Annotated in this window: 13 protein-coding genes and 1 pseudogene; 11 read left to right on the forward strand and 3 right to left on the reverse strand. The window is 68.9% G+C overall.

Going from position 1 to position 12,005, the window contains the following annotated elements; translation table 11 throughout:
- Window positions 1-1,171 (reverse strand): annotated as a pseudogene (locus RMN86_RS00135) (indolepyruvate ferredoxin oxidoreductase family protein); the annotation flags it as partial.
- 141 nt (window positions 1,172-1,312) lie between these two features.
- On the opposite strand from RMN86_RS00135, the gene RMN86_RS00140 reads away from it, so the two are divergent.
- The 6 genes from RMN86_RS00140 (at window position 1,313) to RMN86_RS00165 (ending at window position 5,562) form a co-directional block, all read left to right on the forward strand.
- Complete coding sequence (locus RMN86_RS00140) at window positions 1,313-1,810, forward strand: Lrp/AsnC family transcriptional regulator (RefSeq protein WP_309603792.1); 498 nt, start codon at window positions 1,313-1,315, stop codon at window positions 1,808-1,810.
- Window positions 1,811-2,019: 209 nt separating this feature from the next.
- Window positions 2,020-2,916, forward strand: a complete 897-nt coding sequence (locus tag RMN86_RS00145; RefSeq protein WP_309603793.1) for a pirin family protein — start codon at window positions 2,020-2,022, stop codon at window positions 2,914-2,916.
- A gap of 3 nt (window positions 2,917-2,919) precedes the next feature.
- Window positions 2,920-3,339, forward strand: a complete 420-nt coding sequence (locus RMN86_RS00150) for a hypothetical protein (protein ID WP_309603794.1) — start codon at window positions 2,920-2,922, stop codon at window positions 3,337-3,339.
- Complete coding sequence (locus RMN86_RS00155) at window positions 3,336-4,712, forward strand: L-serine ammonia-lyase (protein WP_309603795.1); 1,377 nt, start codon at window positions 3,336-3,338, stop codon at window positions 4,710-4,712. The genes RMN86_RS00150 and RMN86_RS00155 overlap by 4 nt, the downstream gene beginning before the upstream one ends.
- Window positions 4,713-4,737: 25 nt before the next feature.
- Window positions 4,738-5,049: an NIPSNAP family protein gene (locus tag RMN86_RS00160; protein WP_309603796.1), complete on the forward strand. Its 312-nt coding sequence runs from the start codon at window positions 4,738-4,740 to the stop codon at window positions 5,047-5,049.
- Between the two features lie 78 nt (window positions 5,050-5,127).
- Window positions 5,128-5,562, forward strand: a complete 435-nt coding sequence (locus RMN86_RS00165) for a YciI family protein (protein ID WP_309603797.1) — start codon at window positions 5,128-5,130, stop codon at window positions 5,560-5,562.
- On the opposite strand, the gene pgsA is transcribed toward RMN86_RS00165, so the two are convergent.
- Window positions 5,563-6,189, reverse strand: coding sequence for a CDP-diacylglycerol--glycerol-3-phosphate 3-phosphatidyltransferase (gene pgsA / locus RMN86_RS00170; protein WP_309603798.1), 627 nt, complete (start codon window positions 6,187-6,189; stop codon window positions 5,563-5,565).
- A gap of 154 nt (window positions 6,190-6,343) precedes the next feature.
- Here pgsA and RMN86_RS00175 point away from each other — a divergent pair, with 154 nt between their 5' ends.
- The 5 genes from RMN86_RS00175 (at window position 6,344) to RMN86_RS00195 (ending at window position 10,411) form a co-directional block, all read left to right on the forward strand.
- Window positions 6,344-7,906: a long-chain-fatty-acid--CoA ligase gene (locus RMN86_RS00175; protein WP_309603799.1), complete on the forward strand. Its 1,563-nt coding sequence runs from the start codon at window positions 6,344-6,346 to the stop codon at window positions 7,904-7,906.
- 205 nt (window positions 7,907-8,111) lie between these two features.
- A complete protein-coding gene (locus RMN86_RS00180; RefSeq protein WP_309603804.1) occupies window positions 8,112-8,957 on the forward strand; it encodes an SMP-30/gluconolactonase/LRE family protein in 846 nt (281 codons plus the stop codon).
- 117 nt (window positions 8,958-9,074) lie between these two features.
- Entirely contained in the window at window positions 9,075-9,347 is a 273-nt protein-coding gene (locus RMN86_RS00185; RefSeq protein ID WP_309603800.1) for an addiction module antitoxin, read from the forward strand.
- Complete coding sequence (locus RMN86_RS00190) at window positions 9,344-9,664, forward strand: type II toxin-antitoxin system RelE/ParE family toxin (RefSeq protein WP_309603801.1); 321 nt, start codon at window positions 9,344-9,346, stop codon at window positions 9,662-9,664. Before RMN86_RS00185 ends, RMN86_RS00190 begins: the two co-directional genes overlap by 4 nt.
- A gap of 390 nt (window positions 9,665-10,054) precedes the next feature.
- Window positions 10,055-10,411, forward strand: coding sequence for a DUF559 domain-containing protein (locus tag RMN86_RS00195; protein ID WP_309603802.1), 357 nt, complete (start codon window positions 10,055-10,057; stop codon window positions 10,409-10,411).
- Window positions 10,412-10,516: 105 nt separating this feature from the next.
- Here RMN86_RS00195 and uvrC read toward each other — a convergent pair.
- Window positions 10,517-12,005 (reverse strand): excinuclease ABC subunit UvrC (uvrC, locus tag RMN86_RS00200; RefSeq protein ID WP_309603803.1); only part of this gene is annotated, 1,489 nt, incomplete at its 5' end.

Here is a 12,005-nt window from a genome sequence, read left to right on the forward strand (position 1 = left end):
CCAGGGCGACCTCGGCGACCGTAAGCGAGCCGATCTCGGAGAGCAGCGGGGCGCCGTGCTCGTCGGTCTTGCCGATGATCTTTGGCCGGGCGTGGGCGGGCAGCTCATAGAGCACCGCGCGCGCCTGGGTCTCGATCAGCGGGCGCTTGTGCTCGATGACCTTCAGGGTCTCAAGGCCCGCGGCGAAGGCGCGGATGCCCGTGGGCTCCAGCGGCCAGGGCATGCCGACCTTGTAGATCGCCACGCCCAGGTCGGCGGCCTGGGCGAAGGAGATGCCCATGGCCGCGAACGCCTCGATCACGTCCTTGTAGGCCTGGCCCTGGCAGACGATGCCGAGGCGGGGTCGCGAGGCGCCGAGCATCACCCGGTCGATCCTGTTGGCGCGGGCGAAGGCCAGGGCGGCGGGCAGCTTCTGGGTGCGCAGCCGGCGCTCCTTGTCCATCGGCTGGTCCTTCAGCCGGATGCCCAGCCCACCCGCCGGCATGCGGAAGTTGTCGGGCAGGACGTGGCTGTGGCGGTCGAGGCCGATGTCGATGGTGACGCCAGAATCCATGGTGTCGGCGAGAGCGATCAGGCCGACCCAGAGCCCCGAGTAGCGCGACATCGCATAGCCCAGCAGGCCGTAGTCCAGCACCTCCTGCACGTCGGCCGGCGACAGCACCGGCATCTCGAAATCCTGGAAGGCGTATTCCGATTGCGAGGGCAGCGTCGAGGACTTGCAATTGTGGTCGTCGCCGGCCACCGCCAGCACCCCGCCCTTGGGGAACGTCCCGGCGAAGTTGGCGTGCTTGAAGGCGTCGCCGGTGCGATCGACGCCGGGCGCCTTGCCGTACCACATGCCGAAGACACCATCGAATTTGGCGCTGCCGGGGAACAGGTTGGCCTGCTGGCTGCCCCAGACGGCGGTGGCGGCGAGGTCCTCGTTGACGCCTTCCTTGAACACCACCTCGGCGGCCTGGAGGAACTTGCGCGCCCGGCCGGCCTGCTGGTCGAGGCCGCCCAGCGGCGAGCCGCGATAGCCGGAGACGAAGCCGGCGGTGTTGAGGCCCGCGGCCAGATCCAGCCGGCGGCGGTCCATCAGCACGCGCAGCAGCGCCTGGACGCCGGTGATGAATACCCGCCCCTCGGTGAGCAAAAACTTGTCGTCGAGCGTCACTTCAGCGTGCCGCATCGCAATTTTCTTCCTTCTGCTCTTCGCGCGCGCCTTGGAAGATCCTATAAGATGGCGGCAATTGCTTGCCAAAAGCGTGCCCCTGGCTGTCGGTTCCGGGGCAAGAACAACGCGCGGGGCCGGCAGGCGGGGGAGGAATTCTTGTCTGAGGTGCTCGACGCCGTCGATGCTAAGATTCTCGACCTGATCCAGCACGACGCCGGGCTGTCGGTGGCCGAGATCGCTGAGCGGGTCGGATTGTCCTCCAGCCCCTGCTGGCGGCGGATCAAACGGCTGGAGGACGCAGGCGTCATCCAGCGCCGGGTGACCATCCTGGACCGCGAGAAGCTGGGCCTGGCGTTCGAGGTCTATTGCACCGTCAAGCTCAGCCTGCCGACCAAGGACAACCTCGACGCCTTCGAAACCGCGATCACCCGCATGGCCGAGGTGGTGCAGTGCGCCACGGTCACCGGCTCGGCGGACTATGAGCTGCGCATCGTCACCCGCGACATGCACGCCTTCGACGAGTTCCTGCGCGAGCGGATCCTGTCGCTGGGCCTGATCTCCAACATCGAAAGCCGCATCGTCATCCGCTCGGTGAAGAACACCACCGCCGCGCCGCTGGGCCTGATCAGCCAGTATGTGAGCTCGCAAGGCTGAGGCCCTTCCTTTCCCGCTCGCGGGAAAGGGGGACCGCCCGCCGAAGCCGGCGCAGCCGGCTGAAGAGCGGGGGGTGGAAAGGGAAAGCCTCAGGCGCCGGGCCAAGGCGGCTGTTGCGTACGCGGCGGATGTGGCCTTCCCTCTCCACCACCGGCCCTTCGGCCGGCGGTCCCCCTCTCCCACTTCGTGGGAAAGGAAGAGGAGTCCCCATGATCGAGCTCGTCATCGACCAGAAACGCCGCGATCTGGGCGGGTTCGAGGTCGGCCGCGTGCTGCCGCACGCGGGCCATCGGATGGTCGGGCCGTTCATCTTCTTCGACCACATGGGGCCGGCGCGATTCGAAGCCGGGTTCCCCAGAAGCGCCGATGTCCGCCCGCATCCGCACATCGGGCTGTCGACGGTGTCGTACCTGTTCGAAGGCGCGATGACCCATCGCGACAGCGTCGGCCAGACCCAGGTCATCCTGCCAGGCGAAGTCAACTGGATGACGGCAGGCTCGGGCATCACCCACTCCGAACGGTTCGAGGACCTGCGCGCCAAGGGCGGGACGATGCACGGCATCCAGGCCTGGGTGGCCCTGCCGCAGGCGGACGAGGAGACGGAGCCCGCCTTCGCCCATCACGGCGAGGCCGACCTGCCGACCTATCAGAGCGCCGACGGCCTCTGGGCCCGGCTGATCGCCGGAAAGGCGTTCGGCGCGGAGGCCAGGGTCAAGGTCCATTCGCCGATGTTCTATGTCCACTGGGCGCTGAAAGCCGGCGCAAAGGCGCAGCTCGAGGCCGAATATCCCGAGCGCGCCGCCTATGTGGCGCAAGGCGTTGTCGAGGTGGACGGCCGCCCGTTCCAGGCCGGCCAGATGCTGGTCTTCGCGCCTGGCCAGCCGGTGCTGTTCACCGCCGCGACCGACGCCATCGTCCTGCTGCTGGGCGGCGAACCCTTGGGCGAACGGTTCATCGAATGGAATTTCGTCAGTTCCTCGAAGGACCGCATCGCCCAGGCCAAGGCCGACTGGCGCGCCGGGCGCATGAAGCTGCCCGACGCCGACGACGCGGAGTTCATTCCGGCGCCGGACGACCCGCCCCCCGCCGCCAGCGTCGCGGGCTGAGCGATGCGGGTCGCAACCCCGATCGCCCGGGCGACCGGGGCCGGCGCGGTCTATTTCGCGATCGTCTTTGCGTGGGCCTTCGCTCTGGGGGTCGTGCGGGTTCTGGTGGTCGCCCCACGGGTGGGCGAGGTCGCCGCGGTGCTGGTCGAGGCCCCGCTGGTGCTGGCGGCGAGCTGGCTCGCCTGCCGCTGGACGGTGCGGCGGCTGGGCGTCGGACCGGCCGTCGGCGAAAGGCTCATCATGGGCGCCTTGGCGTTCCTGCTGCTGATGATCGCTGAGTTCGCGCTCTCGCTGCTCGCCTTCGGCCGGCCTGCCCGCGCCTGGCTGGAAGGTTTTGCCACGCCGGCGGGCGCCATTGGCCTTGCCGCACAGATCGCGTTTGGTTTTGTCCCGCTCCTCCAGCGGGCTGCGCCGCGCCCATGAACGTCAGCGCATTCGACCTGTTCAAGCTGGGGATCGGGCCGTCCAGCTCGCACACCATGGGGCCCATGACGGCCGCCGGCCGGTTCCTGGAACGGCTGGGCGACCGGGTGGAACAGACGGCGCGGGTGGAGGTGACGCTCTATGCGTCCCTGGCGCTGACCGGACGCGGACATGCCACCGACCGCGCGGTGATTCTGGGGCTGTCGGGCTTCGACCCGCGCGGCCTCGATCCGGATGACGCGGAGCGGGTGGTGGGCGAGGTGCGCGCCAACCACTGGCTCCGTCTGGGCGACCGCCAGGGGATCGCCTTTGATGAGGCCAGGGATCTGCTCTGGGAAGGCCGCACGCGCCTGCCGCAGCATCCCAATGCGCTGAGGTTCTCGGCCTTCGACCACGCGGGGGGACAGCTGGCCGAGCGCAGCTATTTCTCCATCGGCGGCGGGTTCGTGCGCGACGAGGGCGAGATGGGGCTGAACACGCCGCCGGAGGCCGCGGCCCTGGTCGAGGTCCCCTATCCGTTCGACAGTGGGGCGGAGCTGCTGGAGATGGCGGCCGGCGCTGACCTGTCCATCGCCGAGCTGATGCGCGCCAACGAGCGGGTCCGCCGCGACGACGCGGCCATCGACGCGGGCCTCGATGAGATCGCAGGCGCCATGTACGCCTGTATCGAACGCGGCATGCGCACCGACGGCGTCCTGCCGGGCGGCCTGAACGTCCAGCGCCGCGCCTTCCAGGTCCACCAGAGCCTGATCGCCGACGCCGACCGGCGCCTGGCCGATCCCCTGGCGGCGCTGGACTGGGTGAACCTGTGGGCGCTGGCGGTAAACGAGGAGAACGCCGCGGGCGGCAAGGTCGTCACCGCGCCCACCAACGGCGCGGCGGGCCTGCTGCCGGCGGTGCTGCGTTACTACGACCGGTTCCACCAGGGCACGGCGGAGGGGCGGCGCACCTTCCTGCTGACGGCGGCGGCCATCGGGGCGCTCTACAAGAAGAACGCGTCGATCTCCGGCGCCGAGGTGGGCTGTCAGGGCGAGGTGGGCGTCGCCTGCTCGATGGCCGCGGCCGGGCTGACGGCGGCTCTGGGCGCGTCCAACGCCCAGATCGAGAATGCCGCGGAGATCGGCATGGAGCACAACCTGGGCCTCACCTGCGACCCCATCGCCGGCCTGGTGCAGATCCCCTGCATCGAACGCAACGCCATGGGCGCGGTGAAGGCCATCGACGCCTCGCGCCTAGCCCTGCTGGGCGACGGCCAGCACTCGGTCAGCCTCGACAAGGTGATCGCCACCATGAAGCGCACCGGCGAGGACATGAGCCACGTCTACAAGGAAACCTCGCTGGGCGGGCTCGCCGTCAACCTGGCGGAATGCTGAGGAAGCAACGGATATGATTGTCGAAATGCGGACCTATACCCTGGCCCTGGGCGCCACCGGCCGGTATTTCAAGCTCTATGGCGAGGCTGGCCTGGCGATCCAGAAGCGCATTCTCGGCCACCTGGTCGGCTACTATGCCGTCGAGGTGGGGGCGCTGAACCAGGTGATCCACCTGTGGGCCTATGACAACATGGAGGAACGGGCCAGACGGCGCGCGGCGCTGTGGGCTGACGAGGGCTGGCTGGCGTATGTGGCCCAGGTCGGCGGGCTGGTGACCAAGCAGGAGAACCAGATCCTGACGCCGGCGCCGTTCTTCGCGGTTCCGGCGCCGGCCTGAAAAACTTTCGGCGATTTGTCGGATCGTCGCCATAAGAGTCGTCGTTCCGGGAGAAGCCGCAGGCCAAGGAGCTGCCCAATGCGTGTCATGGTTGTCGTCAAAGCCACCCCCCAGTCGGAGACCGGCGTCCTGCCGGATGATCCGTCGATGTTCATCGAGATGGGCAAGTTCAACGACGAGCTGATCGCCGCCGGCATCCTGCTCGACGCCGCGGGCCTGAAGGCCAGCGCGAACGGCAAGCGCCTGACGTTCCGCGGCAGCAAGCCCACGGTCACCGACGGTCCCTTCGCCGAGACCAAGGAGCTGATCGGCGGCTTCTGGATCTGGGAGGTCAAGGACATGGCCCAGGTGATGGAATGGGCCAGCCGCGCGCCGATGGAGGACGGCGACACCCTGGAGGTGCGCCCGTTCTACGAACCGGAAGACTTCGCCGGGCTCGTCCCCGACGAGACGGTCGAGCAGGAAAAGGGCTGGCGCGACGACCAGCTCGCCAAGGCGCGCGACACCGGCTGATCAGGCCCGGAGCGCCTTTCGGGTCTGTTCCCAGTATTGCGCGCCGGTGACCAGGGTGACCAGCGTAGCGAGCCAGAACAGGCTGTGGGCAAGGATCGTCGCCGGCCCCTGGATCGCCGGATCCTGGGGCAGCAGCGGGAAGGCGCCCCACGCGCCGACCACTAGCTCCATCGTCAGGGCCACCATCTGCAGCGTGGTCTTCCACTTGGCCAGCTGGGTGACCGGCAGCTTTATGCCCTTGCCGGCGCCGACTTCGCGCAGCGCGCTGACCGTGAATTCCCGGAACAGGATCAGGCCGCCCGGCAGCAGCACCATCGGCTGCGCGCCGCCCAGCGCCATCAAGCCCAGGATCGCCCCGCAGACCAGCACCTTGTCCCCGATCGGATCGAGGATCGCGCCCCAGAGGCTTTCCGCATCCATCCGGCGGGCCAGCCAGCCGTCGAAGAAGTCGGTCACGGCGGCGACCACGAAGGCGTAGATCGCCCACCGCTGCAGCGCGAACTGGGTCTCCGGCGACAGATGATCCGACAGTCCCGGCACGGCCCCGGCCGCGGCCGCGAACGCCAGGAACATGAACAGCGCCAGGACCAGGCGCAGGGACGTCAGGATGTTGGGGAGGGATTTCATCAGCCAATCCAGCGCACCCGACGGCGCTTTGTTCCTCAACACTCTAGCCGGAGTCGGTCGGGCGCGCGAACCTTCGCCATTTACCTGCGCGCCTCAGTTCCTAAAGTGTGGCCGGGGCGATGCGATGTGCCGCATCGAATGTTCGGGGGCGCGCGTGTACGGTCTGACTCAGATGCTGAAGAGCGCGGCCGGCGACCGCCCTGGCGCGCCCTCGACCCGGTTTGCCGGCCGCGACCGGACCTGGGCGCAGACGCAGGATCGGGTGGCGCGGCTGGCCGGCGGTCTGGCGGGTCTGGGGGTCGGCAGGGGGGACCGGGTGGCGATCCTGGCGCTCAACGGCGACCGCTATACCGAGTTCCTGTCGGCGGTCTGGTGGCTGGGCGCCGTGGTGGTGCCGATGAACGTCCGCTGGACCGCCGCCGAGAACGCCTATTCGCTGGAGAATTCCGGGTCGGCAGTCCTGTTTGTTGATCGCGCGTTCGCCGGGCTGATCCCAGCCATCCAGGCGGCCGCGCCAGGCGTGCGACACCTGGTCTTCTGCGATGACGGCGCGACGCCGCCCGGCATCGGGGCCTACGAGGACCTGATCGCGGCCAGCGCGCCCCGCGCAGACGCCGAGGCCGGCGGCGAGGACCTGGCGGGGCTCTACTATACCGGCGGCACCACCGGTTTTCCCAAGGGCGTGATGATTTCCCACCGGGCGCTCTGGTACAATAACCTGATCGGCTCCAAGGCGCTGGGGATCGAGCCCGACGACGTGATCCTGCATGCCGCGCCGATGTTTCACATGGCCGACGGCTGCCTGGGCGGGGCCGGCTCGTTGGTCGGCGCCGCCCACGTCTATGTGCCGCGCTTCGAGCCGGAGGCGGCGATGGCGGCCATCGAACGCCATGGGGTGACCCAGACCGTCATGGTGCCGACGATGATCGCCATGCTGCTGGCCCATCCGAATTTCTCACCGGAGCGGCTGAGCTCGCTGCGCACTGTCGGCTATGGCGGCTCGCCGATGCCCCGGGGCACGCTGGCGCAGGCGATGGAAAGGCTGCCGGGGATCGGCTTCACCCAGATCTACGGCCAGACGGAGATGGCCCCCATCGTCACGGTGCTGACGCCGCGCGACCATGTGCTGGAGGGCCCCCGCGCGTCGCGGCTGGCCTCGGCGGGCCGACCGGCGCCCGGGTGCGAGATCCGCATCGTCGATGAAGCCGGCGCCGACGTGGTCCCCGGCGCGGTGGGCGAGATCCTGGCCCGCAGCCCGGGCGCCATGCACGGCTACTGGCGGCTGGACGAGCAGACCGCCGCAACCTTGCAGGACGGTTGGGTCCGCACCGGTGACGGGGCCTATCGCGACGACGACGGCTTCATCTTCATCGTCGACCGGATGAAGGACATGATCGTCACCGGCGGCGAGAACGTGTTCACCGCCGAGGTGGAGAGCGCGATCTCAACCCATCCCGCGGTGGCCGAGGTGGCGGTGATCGGCGTGCCCGACGCGCGCTGGGGCGAGGCGGTCCACGCCATCGTCGTCCCGCGCCCCGGCCAGACCCTGACGGTGGCCGACCTGACCGCCCACTGCGCCCCGCTGATCGCCAACTACAAGCACCCGCGCGGCCTGACGCTGCGCAGCGAGCCCCTGCCCCTCTCCGGCGCCGGCAAGGTGCTCAAGCGCGACCTGCGCGCCCCGTTCTGGGAGGGCCACGGGCGGGCGGTGAACTGAGGGGGCGGTGGTGGCCGCCGCCTTGCCGGCGCGGGGACTTCGTGGGCCAGATGCGGGCGCGGGGAGCCGCGGGGGACCTTCAGCTATGACACCCATCAGATGGACCGGACGGACGCTGGGCGCTGTCCTTGCGGCCACGACACTGAGCGGCGCTTGCGCGGCTGTAGCCGCTCCGGCTGCCAGGGGCGCCGGCGAGTTGGTCATTGTGAAGAACGTGCTGGGGCCGGAGGGGCCGCTGGTGGTGGACGGGGTGCTCTATTTCGTCGGCTGGATGGGCAATACGCTATCGAAGTGGGACGGCCACAGGACCACGGTGCTGCACACCGACCCCGCCTGCGGCCACAACGGCCTGGCGCTGAGCAAACAGAGAACCTTCCTGCTGGCGTGTACGGACGATCCCGGCGCGATCCTGGAGCTGAGCCTGGATGGCAAGCTGCTCCGCCGCTGGGACACGACCGACAAGGGCGCCAGGTTCGTCGGCGGGATCAACGACATCGCCGTGGCGCCCGACGGCGGCGCCTACGCCACGGTGTTCGGACCCTATGACGGCGTCGGTCCGCCGGGCGAACTGATGGGAAAGGTGCTGTACCTCGCGCCTGGGGCCGCGACGTGGCGGGAGGTGGCGTGCGACCTCAACTACGCCAACGGCGTCGGCGTCTCTCCGGACGGCAAGACCCTTTACGTCAGCCAGACGGTCTCCGGATCGATCCTGAGGTTCGCCGTGGGTCCGGACGGCGCGCTGACCCACAGAGCCAACTTCGCCCTGCTCGACAGCCTCGTCCCGCGCCGCAACCCCTCGCCCTGGCTGGGGCCGGACAGCCTGAAGGTCGACCGACGCGGCGACATCTACGTGGCCCAGTGGTTCGGCGGCAAGATCCTTAAGCTCTCGCCGCAAGGCAAGTTGCTGCGCGTGTTCAGGATCGCGGCCGGCGACGGCACGACCAACGTGGCGTTCGATGCGGGCGAGCGCCATCTGTACGTCTCGGTGGTGAAGGACGCGCGCGACCCGAAGGCGGTGGGCAGCGTGGTGAGGGTGGAGAATGTGAGGTAGGTGAGCGGGAACCCCCTCCGTCCCTTCGGGACAGTGACAGGTGCGCCTGTCCCACAATCCCGCCTCGGTTGCGACGTACAGAATATCGTCATATATCTGTACGAAATGGACCCCCCGATGACCAAGCCGATGAACCTCAACGTCCGACTGACCGGCGCGCTCAGCGACTACGTCGCCGGCAACGTTGGCGCCGAAGGCGCCTACGACAACGTCAGCGAATATGTGCGTGACCTGATCCGGCGGGACAAGGCGCGCGCCGAGGCCGAGGCCTTCGGACGCCTGAAAGCCGAACTCGATCTGGCGTTCTCCCAGCCTGACGACGGCTACAACGTCCTCGACGCCGACGCCGTGATCGCCCGCAACCGCCGGCCCGTCGACGGCGCGCGTTGACGCCGCCCGTCCGGCTCTCGCCGGCCGCTGGCGCGCGACTCGATGAGATCTACGCCTACACCCGCGAGACCTGGGGCGAGGCCCAGGCCGACCGCTACATCCGCGGCCTGTTCGACGCCTTCGCAGCCATCGCGCGGCGCGAGATCGTCTGGCGCCGCATCCCCGCCGAGTTCGGCAAGAACGGCTGGTACGCCCGTCACGAACGCCACGTCATCTACTGGAAGCTACTGCCCGACGGCGCCGTGGGCGTCGTCACTCTCCTCCACCAGCGCATGCACCAGCTGGACCGGTTTCGGGAGGATGCGGGGGAGGTTTAGGGGGGCACTGTCCCAGATCCTCCCCCAGCGCGAAGCGCGATTGAGGGGGAGGTGGCTCGCGGCGCAGCCGCGAGACGGAGGGGGTTGCAGCCCAGGGCGTGAGACGACGCCCAAGAGGTCGCTGGCCATCGGCCGATCCTTGACCAAGCTCGGTCGACAGCCGGTGGTTGCCTGCCTTATTCTAGCGTCGGCCGCGCAATCCTCACAGATTTAATCCACGACTCGACGTTCCCTATTCGATAGCGAGGTGTCCAGCCGCAGAGGCGCAGAGTGGCCCTCAACCCCCTCCGTCTCGGCGCTCCGCGCCGATCCACCTCCCCCTCAATCGGGCTTCGCCCTGGGGGAGGATCTGAAGCTTGGCCGCCCGGGAAGATCTTGTAGGCTCCCCCCATGGACGGCTCCCGCGTCACCAAGGATCGCGCCAAGACGCTGCGGCGGGCGATGAGCCTGCCGGAGGTGCTGCTCTGGAAGGCGATCAAGGGGCGGCAGGTCGATGGGCTGCATTTTCGCAAACAGCATCCCGTCGGACCCTACGTCCTCGATTTCTATTGCGACGCCGCAAAGCTCGCGATCGAGGTGGATGGGTCCAGCCACAGTTTCGGGGATCGGCCAGAGCGGGACGAGTGGCGGGATGCCTGGCTGGCCGCGCAGGGGATCGAGACGCTGCGGTTGTCTGCGGCGCTGATCCTGCGGGATTTGGATGACGCGGTGCGGACAATCCTGGGGCTTCTGGAACACGGGGACTGAGCTGGCGGCGGCTCGCGGAGCGGGCTGGAACCCCCTCCGTCTCGCGGCTGCGCCGCGATCCACCTCCCCCTCAATCGGGCTTCGCCCTGGGGGAGGATCTAGGCGTTACCCCTTCCGGAAATACCCGTAGATCCGTTCGGCCAGCGGCGCGCTGACCCCCTCCACCTTCAGGAGATCATCCACACTCGCCCGGCTCACCCCCCGCGCACTCCCGAACGCGTGCAGCAGCGCCCGCTTCCGGCCCGGGCCGACGCCTTCGATCTCGTCCAGCGGATTCTTTTTCATCTCGGCGCTGCGCTTGGCGCGGTGGGTGCCGATGGCGAAGCGGTGGGCTTCGTCGCGCAGGCGCTGGAGGTAGTAGAGCACCGGGCTCTTGGGCTCGAGCATGAAGTAGGGCTTGCCGGGGATGAAGAAGCGTTCGAGGCCGGCGTCGCGGTCAGGGCCCTTGGCGACCCCGACCACGGCGATGTCGTCGACGCCGAGGTCGGCCATGACCTCCATCACCGCCGAGATCTGGCCGGCGCCGCCGTCGATCAGCACCAGGTCCGGGCGCGGCGCGGCGTCGCCCTCGGCCTCTTCCTTGACCAGGCGCGAGAAGCGGCGTTTCAGCACCTCCTTCATCATCCCGAAATCGTCGCCGGGGGTGATGTCGGTCCCCTTGATGTTGAACTTTCGGTACTGGGATTTCTGGAACCCCTCGGGCCCGGCGACGATCATCCCGCCGACCGCGTTGGTCCCCATGATGTGGGAGTTGTCGTAGACCTCGATCCGCTCCGGCGGCGCGTCGAGGCCAAAGGCGTCGCAGACCCCGGCCAGCAGCTTCGACTGGGCCGAGCTCTCGGCCATTTTTCGCCCTAGCGCTTCGCGCGCGTTGATGACGGCATGCTCGACCAGCTGGCGCTTCTCGCCGCGCTGGGGGCGGTTGATCTCCACCTTGCGGCCGCCCTTCAGGGCGAAGGCCTCGGCCAGCAGCTCGGTCTCCGCCGGCTGGACGTTGACCAGGATCAGCTTCGGGATCGGCTTGTCGTCATAGAACTGGCCCAGGAAGGCGGTCATCACCTCGGCGTCCTCGTCGGACCGGTCGACGCCCAGCCCCGGCAGCCGGGGGAAATAGGCGCGGTTGCCCCAGTTCTGTCCCGCCCGGAAGAAGAACACCTGCACGCAGGCCTGGCCGCCCTCGGCGAAGAGCGCGAAGACGTCGGCCTCGTCCACCGTTTCGGGATTGATCTGTTGTTCCTGGGCGATGGAGGCCAGCGCCCGGATGCGGTCGCGCAGGCGCGCGGCGCGCTCGAATTCCATGTCGTCGGATGACGCCTGCATCTCTTCGGACAGCCGTTGCACCACGGCCCGGCTCTTGCCGCGCAGGAAGTCCTCGGCCTGGCCGACCAGGGCGGCGTAGTCGTCGAGCCCGATCAGCCCGGTGCAGGGGGCGGCGCAGCGGCGGATCTGGTGCAGCAGGCAGGGCCGGGTGCGGCTTTCGTAGACGCTGTCGGAACAGGACCTGAGCAGGAACGCCTTCTGCAGGGTGTTGAGCGTGCGGTTGACCGCGCCGGCGCTGGCGAAGGGGCCGAAATAGTCGCCCTTGATGGTGTGG

Source organism: Phenylobacterium sp., from assembly GCF_031360265.1.
Lineage (GTDB): Bacteria > Pseudomonadota > Alphaproteobacteria > Caulobacterales > Caulobacteraceae > Phenylobacterium.

What these genes read in the sequence shown, in the direction of transcription:
- RMN86_RS00145 (WP_309603793.1), top strand. Translation starts at nt 2,020, where the DNA reads ATGATCGAGCTCGTCATCGACCAGAAACGCCGCGATCTGGGCGGGTTC.
- RMN86_RS00195 (WP_309603802.1), top strand. Translation starts at nt 10,055, where the DNA reads ATGGACGGCTCCCGCGTCACCAAGGATCGCGCCAAGACGCTGCGGCGG.
- RMN86_RS00160 (WP_309603796.1), top strand. Translation starts at nt 4,738, where the DNA reads ATGCGGACCTATACCCTGGCCCTGGGCGCCACCGGCCGGTATTTCAAG.
- RMN86_RS00165 (WP_309603797.1), top strand. Translation starts at nt 5,128, where the DNA reads ATGCGTGTCATGGTTGTCGTCAAAGCCACCCCCCAGTCGGAGACCGGC.
- RMN86_RS00185 (WP_309603800.1), top strand. Translation starts at nt 9,075, where the DNA reads ATGACCAAGCCGATGAACCTCAACGTCCGACTGACCGGCGCGCTCAGC.
- pgsA (WP_309603798.1), bottom strand. Translation starts at nt 6,189, where the DNA reads ATGAAATCCCTCCCCAACATCCTGACGTCCCTGCGCCTGGTCCTGGCG.
- RMN86_RS00155 (WP_309603795.1), top strand. Translation starts at nt 3,336, where the DNA reads ATGAACGTCAGCGCATTCGACCTGTTCAAGCTGGGGATCGGGCCGTCC.
- RMN86_RS00150 (WP_309603794.1), top strand. Translation starts at nt 2,920, where the DNA reads ATGCGGGTCGCAACCCCGATCGCCCGGGCGACCGGGGCCGGCGCGGTC.